Annotated in this window: 15 protein-coding genes; 9 read left to right on the top strand and 6 right to left on the bottom strand. The window is 62.7% G+C overall.

Features of this window, described 5'->3' with window-relative positions:
• Positions 1 to 112: 112 nt before the first annotated feature.
• The 3 genes from G473_RS25080 to G473_RS0104495 form a co-directional block, all read right to left on the bottom strand.
• On the bottom strand, positions 113 to 760 hold the full coding sequence (locus tag G473_RS25080; protein ID WP_035705653.1) for a thioredoxin domain-containing protein: 648 nt from the start codon (positions 758 to 760) through the stop codon (positions 113 to 115).
• A 74-nt stretch (positions 761 to 834) separates the two neighbouring features.
• On the bottom strand, positions 835 to 1,203 hold the full coding sequence (locus G473_RS25075; RefSeq protein ID WP_035705362.1) for a winged helix-turn-helix domain-containing protein: 369 nt from the start codon (positions 1,201 to 1,203) through the stop codon (positions 835 to 837).
• A gap of 88 nt (positions 1,204 to 1,291) precedes the next feature.
• On the bottom strand, positions 1,292 to 2,029 hold the full coding sequence (locus tag G473_RS0104495) for a TerC family protein (protein WP_035705360.1): 738 nt from the start codon (positions 2,027 to 2,029) through the stop codon (positions 1,292 to 1,294).
• Between the two features lie 179 nt (positions 2,030 to 2,208).
• On the opposite strand from G473_RS0104495, the gene G473_RS25070 reads away from it, so the two are divergent.
• The gene (locus tag G473_RS25070) at positions 2,209 to 3,795 is read left to right on the top strand and encodes a peptide ABC transporter substrate-binding protein (protein WP_051329875.1); all 1,587 of its coding nucleotides are present in this window, start codon (positions 2,209 to 2,211) and stop codon (positions 3,793 to 3,795) included.
• 99 nt (positions 3,796 to 3,894) lie between these two features.
• Positions 3,895 to 5,487, top strand: coding sequence for a peptide ABC transporter substrate-binding protein (locus G473_RS0104485; protein ID WP_029012121.1), 1,593 nt, complete (start codon positions 3,895 to 3,897; stop codon positions 5,485 to 5,487).
• Between the two features lie 45 nt (positions 5,488 to 5,532).
• Here the strand turns inward: G473_RS0104485 and scpC are convergent, their stop codons facing one another.
• Positions 5,533 to 7,023 carry a succinyl-CoA:acetate CoA-transferase ScpC gene (gene scpC / locus G473_RS0104480; protein WP_029012120.1) on the bottom strand — a complete coding sequence of 497 codons (1,491 nt, stop codon included), beginning with the start codon at positions 7,021 to 7,023 and terminating at the stop codon, positions 5,533 to 5,535.
• Positions 7,024 to 7,518: 495 nt separating this feature from the next.
• Here scpC and G473_RS28985 point away from each other — a divergent pair, with 495 nt between their 5' ends.
• The 4 genes from G473_RS28985 to G473_RS0104460 all read left to right on the top strand — a co-directional run bounded on the left by G473_RS28985 (position 7,519) and on the right by G473_RS0104460 (position 14,516).
• Positions 7,519 to 9,333 carry a uracil-xanthine permease family protein gene (locus G473_RS28985; protein WP_029012119.1) on the top strand — a complete coding sequence of 605 codons (1,815 nt, stop codon included), beginning with the start codon at positions 7,519 to 7,521 and terminating at the stop codon, positions 9,331 to 9,333.
• An 84-nt stretch (positions 9,334 to 9,417) separates the two neighbouring features.
• Positions 9,418 to 11,004, top strand: a complete 1,587-nt coding sequence (locus G473_RS0104470) for a peptide ABC transporter substrate-binding protein (RefSeq protein ID WP_029012118.1) — start codon at positions 9,418 to 9,420, stop codon at positions 11,002 to 11,004.
• A 142-nt stretch (positions 11,005 to 11,146) separates the two neighbouring features.
• The gene (locus G473_RS0104465) at positions 11,147 to 12,748 is read left to right on the top strand and encodes a peptide ABC transporter substrate-binding protein (RefSeq protein ID WP_029012117.1); all 1,602 of its coding nucleotides are present in this window, start codon (positions 11,147 to 11,149) and stop codon (positions 12,746 to 12,748) included.
• Between the two features lie 154 nt (positions 12,749 to 12,902).
• The gene (locus tag G473_RS0104460) at positions 12,903 to 14,516 is read left to right on the top strand and encodes a peptide ABC transporter substrate-binding protein (protein ID WP_029012116.1); all 1,614 of its coding nucleotides are present in this window, start codon (positions 12,903 to 12,905) and stop codon (positions 14,514 to 14,516) included.
• 67 nt (positions 14,517 to 14,583) lie between these two features.
• Here the strand turns inward: G473_RS0104460 and G473_RS0104455 are convergent, their stop codons facing one another.
• A complete protein-coding gene (locus tag G473_RS0104455) occupies positions 14,584 to 14,976 on the bottom strand; it encodes a rhodanese-like domain-containing protein (RefSeq protein WP_029012115.1) in 393 nt (130 codons plus the stop codon).
• Between the two features lie 67 nt (positions 14,977 to 15,043).
• On the opposite strand from G473_RS0104455, the gene ftrA reads away from it, so the two are divergent.
• Positions 15,044 to 16,078, top strand: coding sequence for a transcriptional regulator FtrA (gene ftrA, locus G473_RS0104450; RefSeq protein ID WP_245579986.1), 1,035 nt, complete (start codon positions 15,044 to 15,046; stop codon positions 16,076 to 16,078).
• Here the strand turns inward: ftrA and hemJ are convergent.
• Positions 16,059 to 16,526, bottom strand: a complete 468-nt coding sequence (gene hemJ / locus G473_RS0104445; protein ID WP_245579985.1) for a protoporphyrinogen oxidase HemJ — start codon at positions 16,524 to 16,526, stop codon at positions 16,059 to 16,061. The genes ftrA and hemJ overlap by 20 nt on opposite strands.
• 171 nt (positions 16,527 to 16,697) lie before the next feature.
• Between hemJ and G473_RS0104440 the strand changes: the two genes are divergently transcribed.
• Both G473_RS0104440 and G473_RS25055 read left to right on the top strand, forming a co-directional pair.
• The gene (locus tag G473_RS0104440; RefSeq protein ID WP_051329874.1) at positions 16,698 to 17,771 is read left to right on the top strand and encodes a hypothetical protein; all 1,074 of its coding nucleotides are present in this window, start codon (positions 16,698 to 16,700) and stop codon (positions 17,769 to 17,771) included.
• Positions 17,772 to 17,934: 163 nt separating this feature from the next.
• Positions 17,935 to 20,046, top strand: coding sequence for a transglycosylase domain-containing protein (locus tag G473_RS25055; RefSeq protein WP_084437629.1), 2,112 nt, complete (start codon positions 17,935 to 17,937; stop codon positions 20,044 to 20,046).
• Positions 20,047 to 20,116 lie beyond the last annotated feature (70 nt).

Raw genomic sequence — 20,116 nt, 5'->3', positions numbered from 1 at the left:
GGCGGCTTATGGCGGAGAAAAGGGGAGGGGCGGAACGAAGCGGGGGTGGTGCCAGCAGACACCACCCCCGTCAATCTATATCAAAGCCGTAGCGCCGACCTTTGCAGAAGGCTTACGACGCCTTGCGCTTGGCGCCGGCCTTCTGCACCGCTTCCGTTAACTCATCCAGCTTGGCGCCCAGGACGACCGCGCTGTCATTGACGATGAAGGTGGGGGTGGAGTTGATCTGCTTTTCCTGGCTGCCGGTATATTGGCTCTTGATCAGGAAATCCTCCAACTGCTTGTCGGTGGTGCAGGCATCAAACTGCTCCTGGCTGATCCCGGCCAGCCGGGCCACTTGGGCCAGATGTTTCATGTAATCCTGGTTCAGCCAGGTGTGCTGCGACCGCATGATCGCCGTCTTCAGCGCCTGGGTCTTGGCACCGCCGGGGCAGCGCATCAGCATATGGGCGCGCAGGCCGGGCGCGTTCAGCGGATAATCGCGGAAGATCAGCTTCACCTCGCCCGTATCAATAAACTCCTTCTTGAAGGTGGGGAGCATATTGATCTCAAAATCGGCGCAGTGCGAGCAGGCGAGCGACGCATATTCGACCACGGTCACCTTGGCCTTGGGATCGCCATAGACGATATCGGCGGTGGCGGCCTTCAGGTCGATGGCAGCAGCATTCTGCGCCCAGGCCGGCAGGGCCATCAGCGTGGCGGCACTGGCGCCCAGGCCAAGGGCGGTACGGCGGGAGAGCGGGGAAGTGGGAACGCGCACGGGGTCAATCTCCTGGTCCGACAGTCGCCGCCGACTATAGGGCCAGCTTTGCGGCGGCGGCAAGGCGGTGTGGATCAGGAAGGGGCGGCTTCCAGTGCCGGCCCAGTCGCCATCATGGCTTCCACCCGGTCCAGCCCCGCCGCATTGGCCGTTACACTTCCCGCCTCCAGCCCGCGATAAAGGTCCACAAGCTCCCGCCCCCAATCGGTCAGTGCCGTGCCACCGCCACCGCTGCCGCCGGTCTGGCCAGCGACGGCCGGCTGGGTGAAGGCGCGGTTGATCTCATCCACCAGCAGCCAGGCGCGGCGATAGGACATGCCCAGCGACCGGCCGGCAGCGGAGATGGACCCCGTGGTGGCAATGGCTTCCAGCAGCCGGATCTTGCCGGGGCCGATCCGGTGGCCATTGGGCAGGTCCAGGCGGATTGTCAGGCGCAGTGTCATCGGTGCGTGGTCCGGGCAGCGTGATATCAAGAAAAAGGGCGGCACCGGATCGGGCCGCCCTTGTCTTTACCACGAACCGGAACCGGTATCAGTGTCCGGCTTGGGCTTCCTTGCGGCGGCGTCGTTTGGCGGCCGCCAGGTTCAGCATCTCCACCGCCACCGAGAAGGCGATGGCGAAGTAGAGATAGCCCTTGGGAATGTGGAAATGCAGGCCGTCGGCAATCAGCGCCACGCCCACCAGAATCAGGAAGCTGAGCGCCAGCATCTTGACCGTCGGGTGATTCTGCACGAAGCGGCTGGTCGGGCCGGCGGCAAACAGCATCACGGCCACGGCGATGACGACGGCGGTAATCATCACCGGCAACTGGGTCGCCATGCCGACGGCGGTGATGACGCTGTCCAGCGAGAAGACGATATCCAGCACCATGATCTGCATGATCACGCCGCTGAAGGTGGCAACGGTCCGGCTGGGCCCGCCATCTTCCGCCCCGCCTTCCATCGTGTGGTGGATTTCCGCCGTGCCCTTGTAGAGCAGGAACAGCCCGCCGAAGAACAGGATCATATCGCGGACCGAGATGCCCATGTCGAACAGGGTGAAGATCGGGTCGGTCAGCTTCACGATCCAGGCGATGGAGGCGAGCAATGCCAGACGGCTGATCAAGGCCAGGGCCAGACCGAACTGGCGGGCCTTGGCTCGCTGGTGCTCGGGCAGCCGGTTGGCCATGATTGAGATGAAAATAATGTTGTCGATGCCGAGAACGATCTCCAGCGCGGTGAGCGTCAGAAGGCTCGCCCAGGCGTTGGGGTCGGACAACCATTCAAACATGATGGGTCTCTGCCAAGAGAGGAAGATGGGTGGGCCTTCAAGGGGCCCGCTACAATGCGTCGCACCATTGGGCTTTCCTTTCAATCACGTCTTTTGGCTGACCCTCGATCGATCATTGCGCCGGCTGGCACTTGTGCTTAGCGTTGCTGTCAACCGCCCCCGACAGAGAGGCCCCGGACATGCAGCATATCCATCGCCGTTCCTTCATGATCTCCACCGCGCTGACGCTCGCGATGGCGGGCCTGGTGCCCCCCGTTTTCGCGCAGGATGGCAAGGTGCTGCGCCGGGGCCTGGGCTCTGCGCCCGATACGGTTGATCCGGGCAAGGCCGAACTGCACCCCGCCTCCATCGTGATTTATGATCTGTATGAAGGGCTGCTGACGCCGGGGGCTGATGGCATGCCCCGGCCGGGCGCGGCGGAGAAATGGGACATTTCCGCTGATGGCAAGACCTATACCTTCCACTTGCGGGCCAATGGCAAATGGTCCGATGGCAGCCCGGTAACGGCGGGGGATTTCGTTTATGCCTGGCGCCGGCTGGCCGATCCCAAGACCGCCTCGCCCTATGGCTATTTCACCTGGGTGATCGAAAATGGGGCGGATGTGTCGGCTGGGACAAAGCCGGTGGAGACGCTGGGCGTCACCGCCCTGGATGAGCGCACGCTGAAAGTGGTGTTGAAGGAGCCGGCGGCCTATTTCCTGGGCCAGCTCTCGCATCAGTCCATGTCACCGGTGAAGAAGGGTGGGGACGAGGCAAAACCCGTCAGCAATGGCGCCTATCAACTGGCGCAGATGGTGCCGCAGACCCATTACCGGCTGGTCCGCAACCCGCATTATTATGATGCCGACAAGGTGAAGGTGGATACCGTCTACCATCTGGTGACGGAGAATGTGGATACGGAGCTGAAACGCTTCCGCGCCGGGGAGGTGGATGTCACCTATAACCTGCCGATCACGCAGGTGAACTGGGCCCGCACGGAAGGCAAGCAGGCCTATACGCCGACGCCGACATATTCCACCTTCTACATGGCCTTCAACCTGACCAAAGAACCATGGAAATCCAATGCCAAGCTGCGGGCGGCGCTGACGTTGGCCATCGACCGGGAGGTGATTGCCGAGAAGGTGATGGGCGGCGATATCAAGCCGGCCTACAGCTTTACCCCCAGCGGCAAGGTGGGCGGGTATGAGCCGCCGCAGCCGGATTGGCGCGGGTTGACCCAGGCCCAGCGCAATGAACAGGCCAAGAAGCTGCTGGCCGAGGCTGGCTATGGGCCGGGCGGCAAACCGCTGCCAACCTTCGAGGTGCTGCATTCCACCAATGAGAACAGCAAGCGCGTGATGGTGGCCGTGGCTGCCATGTGGCGGCAGGTGCTGGGCGTGCAGACGCAGTTGAACAATCAGGAATTCCGCGTCGTTGCCAGCATCGGCAACCGCAAGGCCTATCAGGACATCATCTATTACGGCTGGATCGGGGATTTCCCCGACCCGATCAATTTCCTGAAGCTTCTGCGCTCCGACGTGGCGCAGCAGAACCTGTCCGCCTATAGCAACCCGGATTTTGACCGCAAGCTGGACGAGGCCAATGCCAGCCTGGACACCGCCACCCGCATGGCCCTGCTGGCCGAGGCGGAGCGGATGTATCAGGCGGATTTCCCCATCTGCACCATCCTGCACAATAACCGGCGCCGGCTGGTGTCGCCTAAGGTGAAAGGCTGGCAGCCCACACCGCTGGACCAGAACCCGACGCGCTGGCTGGATGTGGGGTAAATCCCGAACCGGCAAATACTAAAATCCAAAGCGCCCGGACAAACCGGGCGAGCCCCCGCTGGCAGTGGCCCCTTTCCCCAAACGGCGATCCATCATCCCATGAAACGCACGCTTCTTGCCGCTGTCGGCCTTGCCGGCATCCTGTTTGCCCAGCCCGCTGCCGCCGAGATGGTTTATCATCGGGGCACCGGCGCGGCCCCTGACACGCTGGACCCAACCAAGTCGGAGCTGCAGCCGGCGGCCTTCATCATTTATGACCTGTTCGAAGGGCTGTTTTCCCTGGATGCCAAGGGCCAGCGCCGCAATGGCGTGGCTGCCAGCTATGAGGTCAGCCCTGATGGCACTGTCTACACCTTCACGCTGCGGCCTGATGCCAAATGGTCCGATGGCAGTGCGGTGACGGCGGCGGATTTCGTCTATGCCTGGCACCGGCTGGCCAACCCGAAAACCGCGTCGCCCTATGCCTATTTCGTCTGGCCCATCGTGAATGGGCGGGACATCACCGCAGGCAAGAAGGCACCGGAGACGCTGGGCGTTGAGGCTGTTAACGACCATACGCTGAAGGTGACGCTGACCCAGCCGACCGGCTATTTCCTGGCCTCCCTCCAGCATGTGGCGATGTTCCCGCTGCACCGGGCCAGCCTGGAAAAATATGGGGAGGGCTTCACCGCCCCCGGTCATCTGGTCAGCAACGGTGCCTATATGCTGGTTGAGAATGTGCCGCAGAGCCATATCAAGGAGGTCAAGAACCCCTATTACCATGATGCGGCCAAGGTGAAGATCGACACCGTCTTCTCCTACCCGATCGACAATCAGGAAACGGAATTCAAGAAGTTCCGCGCCGGGGAATTGCACAGCACCAACACCCTGCCCAACAGCCAGATCAAATGGGCGCAGGAGAATCTGAAGGAATCCTTCAGCGCTGGTTCCACCTATTCCACCTATTACATGGCGTTCAACCTGACGCATGAGCCGTGGAAATCCAGCCCCAAGCTGCGCGCCGCCCTGTCGCTGGTGATCGATCGGGAGGTGATTGCCGAGAAGGTGGTGGGCGGCGGTGAATTGCCGGCCTGGAGCTTCACGCCCCCCGGCAATGTCGGCGGATACGAGCCGCCGCGCCTGCCCTGGACGAAACAGACCCAGGCCGAACGCGACGCCATGGCGAAGAAGCTGCTGGCCGAGGCTGGCTATGGGCCGGGCGGAAAGCCCCTGCCGGAGATCGAGGTGCTGCATTACACCAGCGACAATGCCCGCAAGGTGAATGTCGCCGTGGCTGCGATGTGGAAGCAGAAGCTGGGGGTGCAGACGCGGCTGAACAATCAGGAATTCCGCGTTGTCGCCAGCATCGGCAACGAGAAGGCCTATCAGGATGTGATATATTACGGCTGGATCGGGGACTATCCCGACGCCAATTCCTTCCTTCAGCTTTTCCGTTCCGACGTGGAACAGCAGAACCTGTCCGGCTTCAAGAGTGCCGAATTCGACCAGTTGCTGGATGAGGCAAACCGCCAGACCGATCCGGCCAAGCGGGTGGAACTGCTGGGAAAGGCGGAAACAGTGGCGCTGGAAAGCGACAGCATCATCCCGCTGCACCACAATACCCGCCGCCGTCTGGTCAGCCCCAAGCTGAAAGGCTGGGCGCCGAACCCGACCGATTTCAACCTGTCCCAGTTCCTGGAAGTGACGCCGTAAGGGGGAAGGGCCTGCGCCGGGGGACGGTGCAGGCCCTGCCTTGGTTCAGGCCTTCATGCTGCCGGTTTCCCGCCGCCGCACATGCCAGGAGAACGCTTCTTCCAGCAGGTGCGGGGTATGGCCGCCGCGGGCCTTGGCGCGGGTGAAATAGTCGGAAAGCTGGTCGCGGTAGCTGGGATGGACGCAGTTGGCGATGATCAAGGGCGCCCGCTCCCGCGGGGCCAGCCCGCGCAGGTCGGCCAACCCGACCTCCGTCACCAGAATATCCACATCATGCTCGGTATGGTCGACATGGCTGACCATGGGCACGACGGAGGAAATGGCCCCCGCCTTGGCCAGCGACTTGGTGACGAAGACGGACAGATAGGCATTGCGGGCGAAATCGCCTGAGCCGCCAATGCCATTCATCATCATCGTGCCATCGACATGGGTGGAATTGACATTGCCGTAAATGTCAAATTCCAGCGCTGTGTTGATGCCGATGACGCCCAGGCGACGGATTACCTCTGGATGGTTGGAAATTTCCTGCGGGCGCAGCACCAAGCGGTTACGGTACTGGGCGATCTTGGAGAAGACCCGCCCGCCACATTCCGCCGAGAGCGTAACCGACGAACCCGAGGCGTAATTCAGCTTACCGGCATCGAACAGGTCGAACGTGCTGTCCTGCAAAACCTCGCTATACATGCGCAGGTCATGGAAGGGGCTGTCGATCAGCCCATGCAGCACGGCATTGGCGATGGAACCAATGCCGGCCTGTAACGGGTTCAGCGTCATGTCCAGCCGGCCGCGCGCCACCTCATGCTTGAAAAACTCGATCAGATGGCCGGCGATGGCGCGCGTACCGTCATCCGGCGGTTCCACATTGGCGGCACTGTCCTGCTTTTCCGTCACCACGATGGCAGCGATCTTGGCCGGATCGATGGGGATATAGGGCGTGCCAGCCCGGCTGTCGCAGGAGACCACCGGGATCGGCGTGCGCGAGGGCCGCTTGGTGGGGATATAGATATCGTGCAGCCCCTCCAGCTCCAGCGGCTGGGACAGGTTCAACTCCACAATCACCTTTTCCGCCAATATGGCGAAGCTGGCCGTATTGCCGACAGAGGTGGTGGGCACGATGCCGCCATCGGCGGTGATGGCCGTCGCTTCCACAATCGCATAATCAATCGGCCCCATCTGGCCGGACCGCAACTGTTCCACCGTTTCGGACAGGTGCTGATCGATGAACATCACCTCCCCCCGATTGATGGCGGCGCGCAGGGTGGGGTCGGACTGGAAGGGCAGGCGGCGGGCCAGCACGCCGGCTTCTGTCAGGATCTTGTCGATATTGTTGCCCAGCGAGGCACCCGTCATCAGGGTGATGCGGATCGGTTCTTTGGCGGCGCGTTCGGCAATGGCAATCGGCAGGGCCTTGGCATCGCCAGCGCGGGTGAACCCGCTCATCCCGATGGTCATGCCATCCTTGATCAGCAGGGCGGCCTCTTCCGGCGTGACGATCTTATCCAGCAGGGACTGACGGCGAATCCGGTCTTCGTACATTTTCTACCTTCTTAGGCGTTTTTCCAGTGGTGCTGGCCATCTTCAAGTGGCTGCGGCCCTATTTTTTGAATATGCCCATGGCGATGGGGCTGCGGCAATGAGGCGCGCACTGCAACAATTCGACGCACCTAAGTATTCGCTAAATTCAGTATCAATATGATGCAGTTTTAGTTCTGCGGCAAAATCATAAATCATCTAATTTTAATATGTTTTATCTGTAATGTAACGATCTGGCGTTAAGTTAAATAATTTACATGATGATATTATTTATTGTCATCCAGTCAATTAGTGGCGTCGAATTTATGTTCAATCGGAGAAATTGAACACCCGCAGCATGATCCTGGCTTAGGTAAAAACAGTCCTCGTGACCGGTTCCAGATGGAAATACCTGCTGGTGCGCCGATACACAGCATGTAACATACCAATGTTGCAGTGCGGCGTGAGTTTGGGGTGGCCGGACTGGAATCGGGCCAGAAATGACGGGACGGGGCAGGCATGGGGGCCTTCAAAGGGGGGGCGGGACCGCACATCGCGGTATCCGGCCGGCGGTTGCTGGATTTCCTGTTTCCGCCACCGGTGGCGCGACGGCGGCAACGGCCGGAGGAACTGCTGGTGGCGGTGGAGGAGATGCCGCCCCGCACCACCCTGATTGCAATGGGGATACAACATGCGCTGCTGGCGTTGATGTTTTCCCTCTATGCGGTGCTGGCCGCCCAATCCATGGGCATGGAACCGGCAGCCGTGGCCACCTTCACCAGTGCTACCATCCTGATCCTGGGATTGGGCACCGTGCTTCAGGGGATGGTAACGCGTTTCGGGGCGGGGGTGCTGCTGATCGGCATTCCCGGACCGGCCAAGGTGGCGCTCCATGTCGCGGTGACACTGCAATATGGGCTGGCGGCCACCATGGGGGCCATGCTGGTCGGCTCGCTGATGATGGTGGTCACGGCCCGGTTCATCCCGCGCTTGCGCGCCATTTTTCCACCAGAGGTGATCGGCGTCGTGCTTCTGCTGCTCGGCGTGACGCTGGTGACCGGTGGCGTGTCCCGCAGCTTCGGCATCCAGACTGGCGGTGGTTTTTCCCTTGCCGCCATGGCGGTGGCTGGCACCACCCTGGCCTGCATGGTTGCCATTGCGGTCTGGGGCACGCCGGGGCTGAAGCGGGTTGCCATGGCGGTGGGGGCTGCCGGGGGGATTATCGTCGCCATCATCACCGGCCAGCTTGATGGCTCTGCGCTGGCGCCAGTAGCGGAAATGCCGCTGCTGGCAGTGCCTGTTCTGGGGCTGCATCTGCCGGTGCCTGAATTCCACCCCGCCCCAATCGCCATTTTCATGATCTCCGCCCTTCTGACGGTGATGGATCAGTTTGCCTGTGCCCTGTCAGTGGACAAGATGGATGATGCCGACTGGCGGCGGGCGGATATGGGGCTGGTGGCCCGCGCCATCACGTGCCTGGGATTGACCCATTTGCTGCATGGCCTGACGGGAACCCTGTCAGGGGGCACCTCCTCGGCCAATATCGGGTTGGCCCATGCCAGCGGTATCACGGCGCGTCGCGTCGGCATCGTGGCTGGGCTGGTGATGATCATGGCCGCCTTCGTGCCGCCGGTGGCGGGCCTGCTGGCGCAGACGCCCACCGCCGTCATCGGCGGCATCCTGGTCTATACGGCGGCCTATATCATCGTCGCCGGCATGGAACTGATCATGTCGCGGATGATGAACCCGAAGCGCAGCCTGACGGTCGGCTTGTCCGTTGTGGCCGGTACGGCTGTGATGTTGCTGCCACAACTCGTGCAGGCCGCCCCGCAATGGAGCCAGGTGATCATCGGGTCCGGCTTCATCGTCGGATCCGTCATGGCGGTGTTGTTGAACGGCCTGTTCCGTATCGGGACGGCTCGCGCCGCCGGGATCGAACTGCCCCTCACCGGAGAGGCAGCGGAAGCGGCGCATTTCTTGGACCATTGGGGCAAACAATGGGGAGCGCGCCGTGATGTGGTGCTGCGCGCCGCCACGGCCGTGGGAGAAGCGACGGAGAGCCTGCGTGAGAGCGGGACGGAAGGTGCTTTCACCCTCCAGGCCAGCTTTGACGAGTTCAACCTTGTCTGCATCCTCTCCTATCGCGGACGCGCCCTGCGCCTGGAGATGCCAGCTGTCGCCCCCGACGCGCAGGCAGCCCTGGATATGGCGGAGGATGAGATGGAGGCGATGATGCGGCAAGTTTCCGCACGCCTGCTGCGGCATCTTTCCGACCAGATCCGCAGCAGCCAATCGGGGGAAACAGCCAGTCTGCGGATGGTCTTTTATCATTGACTATCAAGGGACAGAGCGGAGCGGGTTGCAGCCGGGGGCAAAAGTCCCGCACAATCAGCCATCGCCCCCTGCCGGACTTATCCGATGCCGATGCGCCTGCTCGCCGCCCTGTTGCTCTGCCTGCTGACCTTGACCGGTTTTGCCCAGGCGGAAACCGTGCTTCGGCGTGGTAATGTGGCAGAGCCGGAGACGCTGGACCCGCATCAGGCGACCGGCCTGCCGGAAGCAATGATCTTCTACGATCTTTATGAAGGGCTGTTGTCGCGCGGGCCGGATGGCAAGCCGCAGGCCGCTATCGCGGACCGGTGGGAAACCAGCAAGGATGGTCTTCAGGTCACGTTCCATCTGCGCGATGGGGTGAAATGGTCCGATGGCAGCCCGATCACGGCGGGCGATGTCGTCTTTTCCTTCCGGCGGCTGGCCGATCCGGCATCGGGCAGCCGCAACGGCAATTATGTCTGGGCCATCAAGAATGCCCGCGCCATCACCCAGGGGACAATCACGGACCTGACCCAGATGGGGGTGGAGGCGCTGGATGCGCGCACCGTCCGCTTCACGCTGGAAGAGCCGACCCCCTATTTCGTGTCGCTGCTGGCCTATCCGATGCTGGTGATCCTGCCGGAAGCCAAGGTGACGGCGCTGGGACGGGATTTTTTCCGTCCCGGCAATCTCATCTCCTCCGGTGGGTACCGGCTGGTGGAGGCGGTGCCCCAGGGGCATGTGAAGCTGGAGCGCAATCCCCATCACCGCGATGCCGCCCGCATCGCCATTGATAGCGTCTATTTCTATCCCACGGAGAACCAGGAGACGGAACTGAAGCGGTTCCGCGCCGGGGAACTGGACACCACCGCCGTGGTGCCCACGGCGCAGATCGGCTGGGCGCGGACCAATCTGCCCGATGCCTTCCGCTACACGCCCTTGCTGGGCAATTACTTCATGGCCATCAACCTGACGCGGGAGCCGTGGAAATCAAAGCCGGCCCTGCGCCGTGCCCTGTCCATGGTCGTTGACCGCCATATCCTGACCGAGCGGATTGCCCAGGGCGGGGAAGTGGCCAGTGCGGCCTATGTGCCAGCGGTGGTGTCCGATTATGTGGCGCCGGAACCGGAATGGGCCGGCTGGCCGATGGAAAAGCGGGTGGAAGCCGCCCGCGCCCTGCTGGCCGAGGCCGGATATCCCGGCGGCCAGGGGCTGGAGGTGGATATCCTGTTCAACACGGCGGAAAACCACCGCCGTATCGCCGTGGCCCTGGCCAGCATGTTCCAGCAGTCGCTGGGCGTGCGCGCCACCCTGACCAATCAGGAATGGAAGGTTTATCTCTCCAACCGTCGGACCAAGAATTTCCCCGGCATCGTCCGGGCGGGCCTGATTGGTGCCTATGATGATCCCAACGCTTTTCTGGAATTTCTGCGCACGGAGATGGGGCCGGAGAACCCGGCCGGGTACAGCAACCCCGCCTTCGACCGGTTGATGGCGGCTTCTGCGCAGGAGACGGACCCGGCAAAAAGGCGGGAGATCCTGCATCAGGCGGAAAGCCTGCTGGTGGCGGACAGCCCGGTGATCCCGCTCTATTTCTTTGCCCGCACCCGGCTGGTGTCGCCCAAGGTGATCGGCTGGCAGCCCAACCCCGTGGATTGCAACCCGACCCGCTTCCTGTCCCTGGCGCCATGACATTTGGCAGAGCCGGAAAAAGCCACGTTTTTGTGCCAAATCTGGCCGAATGGCCTGGACTTGGGGGCTATCAGACCGCACATACAGCCCGATGCCTTCCCCGTCGGACACGGGTGGGTACAGGAAAGCGTGGAGAAGAAGAATGCGTTTTGCCCGCCTTGCGACGGCCTTTGTCGCGCTGACGCTGGCCACCGGCTTTTCAGCCGGCACCGCCTTTGCCGACATGGTGTTGAACCGCGGCAATCAGGCCGAGCCGACATCCATGGACCCGCAGAAGGGCACGGACGTTCAGTCAGCCCGCATCGGTTATGACCTGTTTGAAGGGCTGCTGACCTTCGCCCCCGATGGCAAGGCCATACCGGGTGCGGCGGAGAAATGGACCGTCAGCGAGGATGGGCTGACCTACACCTTCACCCTGCGCGCCGATGGTAAATGGTCGGACGGCACGCCGGTCACGGCGGCGGATTTCGTCTTTGCCTGGCAGCGACTGGTCGATCCCAAGACCGCGTCCGATTACGCCTATTTCCTGTGGCCGGTGAAGAATGGTGAGGCGATCAGCAATGGCAAGATGCCGTCCTCGGCCCTGGGCGCGGAAGCGGTGGATGCCCGCACCTTCAAGGTGACGCTGGAACGGCCGACCGGCTATTTCCTCAGCTCCCTTGTCCATCGCATGACCTATCCGGTCTCCAAGGCCAATGTAGAGAAGTTCGGCAATGATTTCGTGAAGCCGGGCAACATGGTGTCCAACGGCGCCTATAAGCTGGTGGATTACCGGCCCCAGGCCTATGTGAAGGTGGTGAAGAACCCGCATTTCCGCGAGGCGGCATCGGTGAAGGTGGACAGCGTCGTCTTCCACCATAATGACAGCCCGGAAACGGAGCTGCGTCGCTTCCGCGCCGGGGAACTGGATGTGGTGCAGATGGCACCCGTCACCCAGATCGACTGGCTGCGCCAGAACATGCCGGAGACGATCCAGTTCTATCCCGTCCTGTCGACCCAGTATCTGGGCATCAACATGACGAAGGAGCCGCTGGCCTCCAATCCCAAGCTGCGGCAGGCCCTGTCGCTGGCGGTGGACCGGCAGATCATCGTCGACAAGATTACCAAGGCCGGCGACGCGCCCGCCTTCACCCTGACGGCACCGGGCATTGAAGGCTATGACCTGCCCCTGACCGCACTGGACAAGGCCAGCCAGGCCGAGCGCGATGCCGCCGCCAAGAAGCTGGTCGAAGAGGCGGGCTATGGCAAGGGCGGCAAGCCGCTGACCGTGGAAGTCCTGCACAATACCAACGAGAGCACCCGCAAGATCGCGGTGGCTGTTGCTTCGATGTGGCAGTCCAAGCTGGGCGCCAAGGTCAGCCTGAATAACCAGGAATGGAAAATCGTCCTCCAGAATGCCGGTGAGAAGAGCTACGCCAACACCGTCATGCTGGGCTGGATCGCGGACTTCCCCGATCCCTACACCTTCCTGAAGCTGTTCCTGTCCGATGTCGGCAAGATGAACCGGGCCGGCTATGACAGCGCCAAGTATGACAACCTGCTGAAGCAGGCGAACGAGCAGACCGATCCGGCGGCGCGCATGAAGCTGCTGGCCCAGGCCGAAGCGGTCCTGCTGGAAGATGCGCCCATCATCCCGATTTTCCACCAGTCCTACCGCAATCTGGTTCATCCGCGCGTGAAGGGCTGGGTCGCCAACCCGATGGGCGTGCAATTATCCCGCTATCTGGAAGTGGGCGCGAAGTAATTCCCATCCCCCTGGATCGTGGCCGGTCCAGGGGGATTTTGTTTGCTTAGAGTGCCGGGCGGCGCCACCACCGCGCGGTTTTCCCTCTCGCTCCAAGGGCCGGTAACAGGCCCGGCGACCGGCAGCATCCATGAATGAACAGGAGAGAGTACGGATGGCATCCTTTATGCGACCCTTGCGCCGTTTTACGGCCGCAGTGCTTTTGGCCACGGCGGGCATGGGCCTTGCCGCTTTGCCAGCGGCGGCCGAGAAAGTCCTGCATCGCGGCAATGGAGCGGAGCCGGAGACGCTGGACCCCGCCAAGTCCAGCGGTGTGCCGGAAAGCTGGCTGCAATATGATCTGTTCGACGGGTTGCTGGTGCCTGACGGCAAGGGGGAGTTGATCCCCGGTGCGGCGGAACGCTGGGATGTCAGCGCGGATAAGCTGGTCTATACCTTCCATCTGCGCCGCAATGCCAAATGGTCGGACGGCACCCCGGTGACGGCGGCGGATTGGGTCTTCTCCTGGCGGCGTCTGGTCGATCCCAAGACGGCGGCCAATTACGGCTATTTCCTGTGGCCGGTGAAGAATGCCCAGGCCATCAATCTGGGCAAGATGCCGGTTGATCAGATGGGCGTCCGCGCCGTGGACGACTATACGTTCGAAGTGACGCTGGAACAGCCCACCCCCTATTTCCTGTCCATGCTGCACCATCATGCCACCTACGCCGTTTCCAAGGCGAATGTGGAGAAGTTTGGCGATCAGTTCCTGCGCGCGGGCAATCTGGTGACCAACGGCGCCTATATGCTGGCCGAAGCGGTGCCGCAGAGCCGGATCAAGCTGGTGAAGAACCCGCATCATTATGATGTGGCCAACACCAAGATCGACACGGTCATGTTCTATCCGACCGAGAACCTGGACGCGGAACTGAAGCGCTACCGGTCCGGTGAGCTGCATATCACCTACGAGGTGCCGGTAACGCAGATGCAGTGGCTGCGGGCCAATCTGGCCAGCGAGTTGCGTCTGGCGCCCTATTTCGGCACCTACTTCTTCGCCGCGAACATGACGAAGGAGCCGTGGAAGTCCAACAAGGATCTGCGGCTGGCGCTGAACCTGGCGATTGACCGCGATATCCTGGTGGAGAAGATCAACCAGCGCGGCGAATTGCCGGCCTACAGCTTCGTGCCGCCGGGCGTGGCCGGCTATACCCAGCAGGTGCCCGATTACGCCAAATGGACCCAGGCCCAGCGTGAAGCCAAGGCCAAGGAACTGATCCAGGCGGCTGGCTACGGGCCGGGGGCCAAGCCGCTCAATATCGAAATCCTCTACAACACCCATGAAAACCACCGGAAGCTGGCGATTGCCGTCGCTTCCATGTGGCAGCAGAAGCTGGGGGTGAAGGTCACGCTGAATAACCAGGAATGGAAGGTCTTCCTGGGCACCCGCGATGAGAAGAACTTCAAGGACGTGGTCCGCCACGGCTGGATCGGCGATTATGTCGATGCCAACAATTTCCTGGAACTGGCCCGCGGCGATATCGGCAAGCAGAACCCGTCCGGCTATTCCAACCCCGCCTTCGACAAGCTGATGGAAGCCGCCAACAAGGCCACGACGGAGGAGGAACGTATCCAACTGCTCCAGCAGGCGGAGAAGATCATGGTGGATGATGTGGCTGTGTTCCCGCTGCATTTCTACAGCTCCAAGCACATGGTCAGCCCGAAGCTGATCGGTTGGACGGATAACCTGCTGGACAGCCACCCCAGCCGGTTCCTGGACATCAAGCCGTAAGGCTGAAGGGTCCGGCCCCTTTTGGGCAAAGTGAAAGGCGGCGTGGCACAGGGCCCCGCCGCCTTTTTCATGCGCCCGTTTTCAAGGGGAACCCCTCATCCTGCCAGCCGGTGATACCACCGGTCATGATCTTGACCGGACGGCCCAGCCGGGCCAGCCGTAAGGCTGCACGGGCAGCCCCGTTGCAATGCGGCCCGGCGCAATAGGTGACGAACAGCGTCTCTGCCGGCCATTCCGCCAGGCGGCCCGCCGTGATCTTGCCATGGGGCAGATTGAGGGCACCGGGTACATGGCCCTGGGCGTAAAGCGCGGGGCCGCGCACATCCAGCAGCACGAAATCGGCCCCGGATCGCAGCGCGTCCTGCACGTCCCAGCAGTCAGTTTCAAAGGTGAACTGGGCGGTGAAATGCGCCGCCGCCTGATCGGACGGGGCCGCCGGGATTTCTGTCACTGCACTCATTTCTGTCTCTCCCTGGTGGAATGGGGGAGAAATTCCGTCTTTGCCGGCGTGTCGCCAAGTGGCAGAAATGCCATCTATGGACAATATCCCGCCAATCACGGCCGACATGGCCCCAACTTTGACCGGTCCGCTGGTTGTGGCTCTGGTCTATGACGGGCTCTGCACGTTCGAATTTGCCATTGTGGCGGAGATTTTCGGCCTCGCCCGTCCGGAGATGGGGGCGGGCTGGTACCGTTTTGCCGCCTGCGCGGTGGAGCCGGGGCCGTTGCGGGCCCAAGGCGGGCTGCGGTTCCATGTTGATGGCGGGTTGGACCTGCTGGATCAGGCCGACCTTATCGTCATTCCCGGCTGGAAGGGGGCGGATGTGCCGGTGCCGCCTTATCTCCGCCATCGGCTGCTGGCGGCCCATGGGCGGGGGGCACGGCTTGCCTCCATCTGTTCCGGCGCTTTCGTCCTGGCGGCGACGGGGCTGCTGGATGGAAACCGGGCGGCGACCCACTGGCGCTATGCCGACCAGATGCGCGCGACCTATCCGGCGATCCAGCTTGATGCCGCGGTGCTGTATGTGCAGACGGACAGGATATTCACCTCAGCCGGCAGTGCGGCGGGCATTGACCTGTTGCTGCACATCATCCGGGGTGATTTCGGCCCCGATGCGGCCAACAGCGTGGCGCGGCGGCTGGTGGTGCCGGCCCATCGCAGCGGCGGACAGGCCCAGTTCGTGGAACGACCGGTACAGAAGCAGGGCCAGGGCCGGCTGGCCCCGCTGCTGGATCAGGTCCGGGCCGAACCACAGCGCCCCTGGCGGGTCGGCGACATGGCGCGGGCTGCCTTGATGAGCGAGCGCACCTTTCTGCGTCGTTTCATGGAAGCGACGGGGCAATCGCCGGGGGACTGGCTGGCAATGGTCCGGGTGGACGCGGCCAAACGCCTGCTGGAAGCCACCGGCTGGCCGGTGGAGGAGGTGGCGCGGCTGGCCGGCTTCAACAATACCGCCAGCCTGCGCCACCATTTTACCCGCGCGACCGGCTTGGCCCCGCGTGATTACCGCGACCGGTTCCAGGCCCCGGCGGTAAGTCGGATCAGAACGGACGGACGATGACCAGGATGACGATGATGATCATCAGCAGGGTCGGCACCTCGTTCAGGATGCGGAAGAACTTCTGCGGCTTGGTGTTGGCGTCATTGGCGAAGACGCGGACATATTTGGACAGCACGCCATGCACGCCGGACAGGATCAGCACCAGGGTCAGCTTGGCGTGAAGCCAGCCGGCGCCCTTCAGCAGGCCGGGGTCCAGGGCGATCATGGTGATGCCGAAGAGCCAGGTGGCGATCATGGCTGGGTTCATAATCGCCTTCAGCAGGCGGCGTTCCATCACCTTGAAGGTTTCCGACTGGGCGGAACCGACGGGTGCCTCGCAATGATAGACAAACAGGCGCGGCAGATAGAGTTGTCCTGCCATCCAGGCGATAACGCTGATGACGTGAAGGGCCTTGATCCAAAGATAATAATCCATAACGGGCAGTTCCCCCTTGTTGCTGGCCTGCATATCCCGATGGACCTTTGCCCACCAACGCTGCCGGCAGCTAAATAACATCCAGACGCAGGCAGGAGAACGGACAAGGCTGCCGCAGGGACATTGCACCGTTGCGTTGTGCCCTCATCCCCCTATACTCCTGCGACGCCCCGTTTACCCGGCCTGGCCGGTCCAGGAAAGCAGATGTCCGATAGCGTAGCAGATGCAGCCGCCCAGGCCGAGCCCACCGCTGGTGAGGCGGAGGAACTGCTGTTCGATGACAGCGGGCGTGATGCGCTGCATGTGCTGCCGCTGGGCATGCTGCCGCTGGAAACGCCGGGTCTGCGCCGTGCCAAGCTGATCAAGAATGCCCGGTTGGAAACGGTGGTGGAGATTTTCCACGACCGGCAGACCGGCAGCGGCCAGATCAACCCCGATCATCTCGGTAGCCTGTTTCCCAGCCATTCCAAGGCATTGCGCACCGATATGGTGCAGATCAACAAGCTGGTGAAGATCAACAGCTTCGATGTCTATTCCCTGCGCAAGGAGCTGCGCCGGGTGGGAATCGCCGTCAATGACGCCAAATCGCTCCAACTTTCCGAGGGCAAAAGGTCGGAATTGACCGGCTATATGAAGGATTTCACCCGCCCGCTGCTGCAGCAGGTCTATGGCAGCGAGGAGCGGCAGATCACCGACGTGTCGGACATCCTGGCCATGCTGGCCAATCCGGATCGGGACGAAGCCTTGTCCAACCTGCGGCTTCTGTCAGAGAAGCTGAAGGTCAAGTTGAATGAAATCCCTGATTTCCTTGAAGATTATGGCGATGTGTTTTTGTCGCTGGCCTATTTCCGCAGTTGCCTGGACGGGATCGTGCCGGAGGTGCAGAAGTTCATGGGCTGGGCGATGGAGCCGAAAAGCAGCGAACTGATCTCCCGCGACCGCCAAGTGATGAAGATGCTGGCCGACGTGCAGTCCAAGCTGACCTCCATCACCACCTCCATCACCGGCCGGTTCGAAGCGTTCGACCGGCGCAGCAAGGATTTCTGGAACGATATCAGCGCGGAGAGTTTCCGCTCTGTCCGCCACCAGATTGAAAGCCACCACGTCACCATCGGCGGCGTGCTGTGCGGGCTGGCGGTGAAGATGGCCTTGTGGAAAGCCCGCTTCCCTCAGGGCGGGGCGGGGCCGCAGAAGCGGGTGGAGTTCATCCGGTCGGAAATCCAGCCCGGTCTGGACCATATCCTGGCGATTGAGAATGCGGCCAGCGGCGTGAAGTGAGCCTTAGGGCCCCCTGTGGCAAATGGGTGCCATGTGGGGCGAACATTAAAACCCTTCCCTGAAATCGCCCCAATCCCCGCGCATCAGCTTGTTCCGGTGTGGTCGCCCGCCTATCCTGGCGGCGGCGTCCCCGATCCCGCCTGATCCCGGTTTGACTTTGACCATGCTGAGCGCTCCCCCCCGTCCCCGCCCGCCAGGGCCACCCCCGCCACGGCCGCGCCAGCCGCCGGCGCCTCCCCCGGCGCGTCCGCCTGAACGCAAAGGCGGGGGCAAGGGAAAGGGCGGTGGGGGAAACGGCTGGGGCCGGCGCATCCTGTCGGGCCTTGCCGTGCTGGCCATCTGGGGCTTCATCTTCACCCTCGGCGTGGTGGCCTATTTCGCCTATGACCTGCCGGATATTTCCCAGGTGGCCCAGGCCGACCGCCGACCGGCGGTGACGCTGGTGGCCGCTGATGGCACCGCCTTCCACCGCTATGGCGACCTGCGGGGGGAGACGCTGGAATTCGAGGATATGCCCCGGTCCCTGATTGATGCCCTGGTGGCGACGGAGGATCGGCGCTATTGGTATCATTTCGGGATCGATCCGATTGGTGTGGCGCGTGCGGCCTATACCAATCATCGGGCTGGCCGCACCGTCCAGGGTGGTTCCTCCATCACCCAGCAATTGGCCAAGAACCTGTTTCTGACCCCGGAGCAGACCCTGCGCCGGAAGGGGCAGGAGGCGCTGCTGGCCATCTGGCTGGAGACGAAATACACCAAGAAACAGATCATCACCGCCTATCTGAACCGCGTCTATCTGGGGGCGGGCACCTTTGGCGTGGATGCAGCGGCCCGCACCTATTTCCGCAAATCGGCCCGTAACCTGACCTTGCGGGAATCTGCGATGATCGTGGGGCTGTTGAAGGCGCCGTCGCGCTATGCCCCCACCGCCAATCCCGACCGCGCCGCCCGCCGCATGAATGTGGTTCTCCAGGCGATGCTGGAAGAGGATTACATCACCGAAGAACAGATGCTGGCTGCCCTGTCCGAACCTGCCCGGCCCACGGGCCGGGAGGAGACGGATGGCGACGGGCGCTATTTCGCCAGTTGGGTGGCCGATCAGGTGCAGGGCTTTGTCGGTGCCGACCATGGCGACCTGACCGTCTATACCACCTTCGACCCCAAGGCCCAGCGCGTGGCCGAGGCGAAGCTGTCGGAGATGCTGGCTGGACCCGGCGCGGAAGCCAGGGTGGGGCAGGCGGCGGCCGTGCTGATGACGCCGGATGGCGCCGTGCGCGCCATGGTGGGCGGCAGGGGCTATGATAATAGCGAGTTCAACCGCGCCACCCAGGCGCTGCGCCAGCCCGGCTCCGCCTTCAAGCCCATCGTCTATCTGACGGCCCTGGAAGCGGGGTGGAGCGAATATAGCATGGTGCTGGATGCGCCTTACGTGAAGGCGAAATGGCGACCGGGTAATTATGATGGCCGCTTCCGGGGGGAGGTGACGCTGCGCGACGCGCTGGCCCAGTCGCTGAACACCGCCACCATCCGCCTGATGGAGGCGGCGGGCGTGGATAATGTGCGTCGCACCGGCAAGCGCCTGGGCCTGACCACGCCGCTGCGCCGTGACCTGTCGCTGGCGCTGGGCACATCGGAAACGACGCTGCTGGAACTGACCGGTGCCTATGCCACGCTGGCCAATCAGGGGCAGGGCGTAATCCCCTATGCCATCCTGGAAATCCGCGATGCGTCGGGCGCCATCATCTATGAACGGCGTGGCTCCACCGCCGGCTATGCTGTCGCGGCCCCTTATGTGGAGGCGATGAACCGGCTGCTGGAAGGCCCCCTCCAGCGCGGCACGGGCAAGGCCGCGCGTCTGGATCGCCCCGCCGTGGGCAAGACCGGCACGACCCAGGATTACAAGGATGCCTGGTTCGTGGGCTATACCGCCGATCTAGTGGCCGGGGTCTGGCTGGGCAATGATGATGGTGCGCCGATGAAGAAGGTGACCGGCGGTGGCCTGCCGGCCCGGCTGTGGCACGATATCATGATGGAGGTGCATCAGGGGCTGCCCGTGCGCACGCTGCCCGGCTTGAACATGGCGCCTACCCCGGAGGCACTGGTGGCGCAGAACCCCACCAGTGCCACGGACGGCATGGACACGACCGGTGGCGATGGCATCTATGAGGTGCAGAGCGAACCGCTGGGCGCCCCGCCCCCGCCAGAGCCCGCCGCCAACCCGGAAGGGGGCGATCCGATTGGCGATCTGCTGCGCCGCCTGACCGGTCGGCAATAAGGTGGCTACCGGCCTATGCCGGTCAGGAACCTTGCCCCTGTCCGCGCTTTGATGCTGTGATAGCTCTTTG

This window comes from Niveispirillum irakense DSM 11586 (assembly GCF_000429645.1).
In the GTDB taxonomy this organism is placed as follows: Bacteria; Pseudomonadota; Alphaproteobacteria; order Azospirillales; family Azospirillaceae; genus Niveispirillum; species Niveispirillum irakense.
The sequence above is the reverse complement of the archived record's forward strand: the minus strand, read 5'-3'. Positions and strand labels throughout refer to the sequence as shown.

What these genes read in the sequence shown, in the direction of transcription:
- G473_RS25075 (WP_035705362.1), bottom strand. Translation starts at nt 1,203, where the DNA reads ATGACACTGCGCCTGACAATCCGCCTGGACCTGCCCAATGGCCACCGG.
- G473_RS25055 (WP_084437629.1), top strand. Translation starts at nt 17,935, where the DNA reads ATGCTGAGCGCTCCCCCCCGTCCCCGCCCGCCAGGGCCACCCCCGCCA.
- G473_RS0104440 (WP_051329874.1), top strand. Translation starts at nt 16,698, where the DNA reads ATGTCCGATAGCGTAGCAGATGCAGCCGCCCAGGCCGAGCCCACCGCT.
- scpC (WP_029012120.1), bottom strand. Translation starts at nt 7,023, where the DNA reads ATGTACGAAGACCGGATTCGCCGTCAGTCCCTGCTGGATAAGATCGTC.
- G473_RS28985 (WP_029012119.1), top strand. Translation starts at nt 7,519, where the DNA reads ATGGGGGCCTTCAAAGGGGGGGCGGGACCGCACATCGCGGTATCCGGC.
- G473_RS0104495 (WP_035705360.1), bottom strand. Translation starts at nt 2,029, where the DNA reads ATGTTTGAATGGTTGTCCGACCCCAACGCCTGGGCGAGCCTTCTGACG.
- G473_RS0104470 (WP_029012118.1), top strand. Translation starts at nt 9,418, where the DNA reads ATGCCGATGCGCCTGCTCGCCGCCCTGTTGCTCTGCCTGCTGACCTTG.
- G473_RS0104460 (WP_029012116.1), top strand. Translation starts at nt 12,903, where the DNA reads ATGGCATCCTTTATGCGACCCTTGCGCCGTTTTACGGCCGCAGTGCTT.
- ftrA (WP_245579986.1), top strand. Translation starts at nt 15,044, where the DNA reads ATGCCATCTATGGACAATATCCCGCCAATCACGGCCGACATGGCCCCA.
- G473_RS0104485 (WP_029012121.1), top strand. Translation starts at nt 3,895, where the DNA reads ATGAAACGCACGCTTCTTGCCGCTGTCGGCCTTGCCGGCATCCTGTTT.
- G473_RS0104465 (WP_029012117.1), top strand. Translation starts at nt 11,147, where the DNA reads ATGCGTTTTGCCCGCCTTGCGACGGCCTTTGTCGCGCTGACGCTGGCC.
- G473_RS0104455 (WP_029012115.1), bottom strand. Translation starts at nt 14,976, where the DNA reads ATGAGTGCAGTGACAGAAATCCCGGCGGCCCCGTCCGATCAGGCGGCG.
- G473_RS25070 (WP_051329875.1), top strand. Translation starts at nt 2,209, where the DNA reads ATGCAGCATATCCATCGCCGTTCCTTCATGATCTCCACCGCGCTGACG.
- hemJ (WP_245579985.1), bottom strand. Translation starts at nt 16,526, where the DNA reads ATGCAGGCCAGCAACAAGGGGGAACTGCCCGTTATGGATTATTATCTT.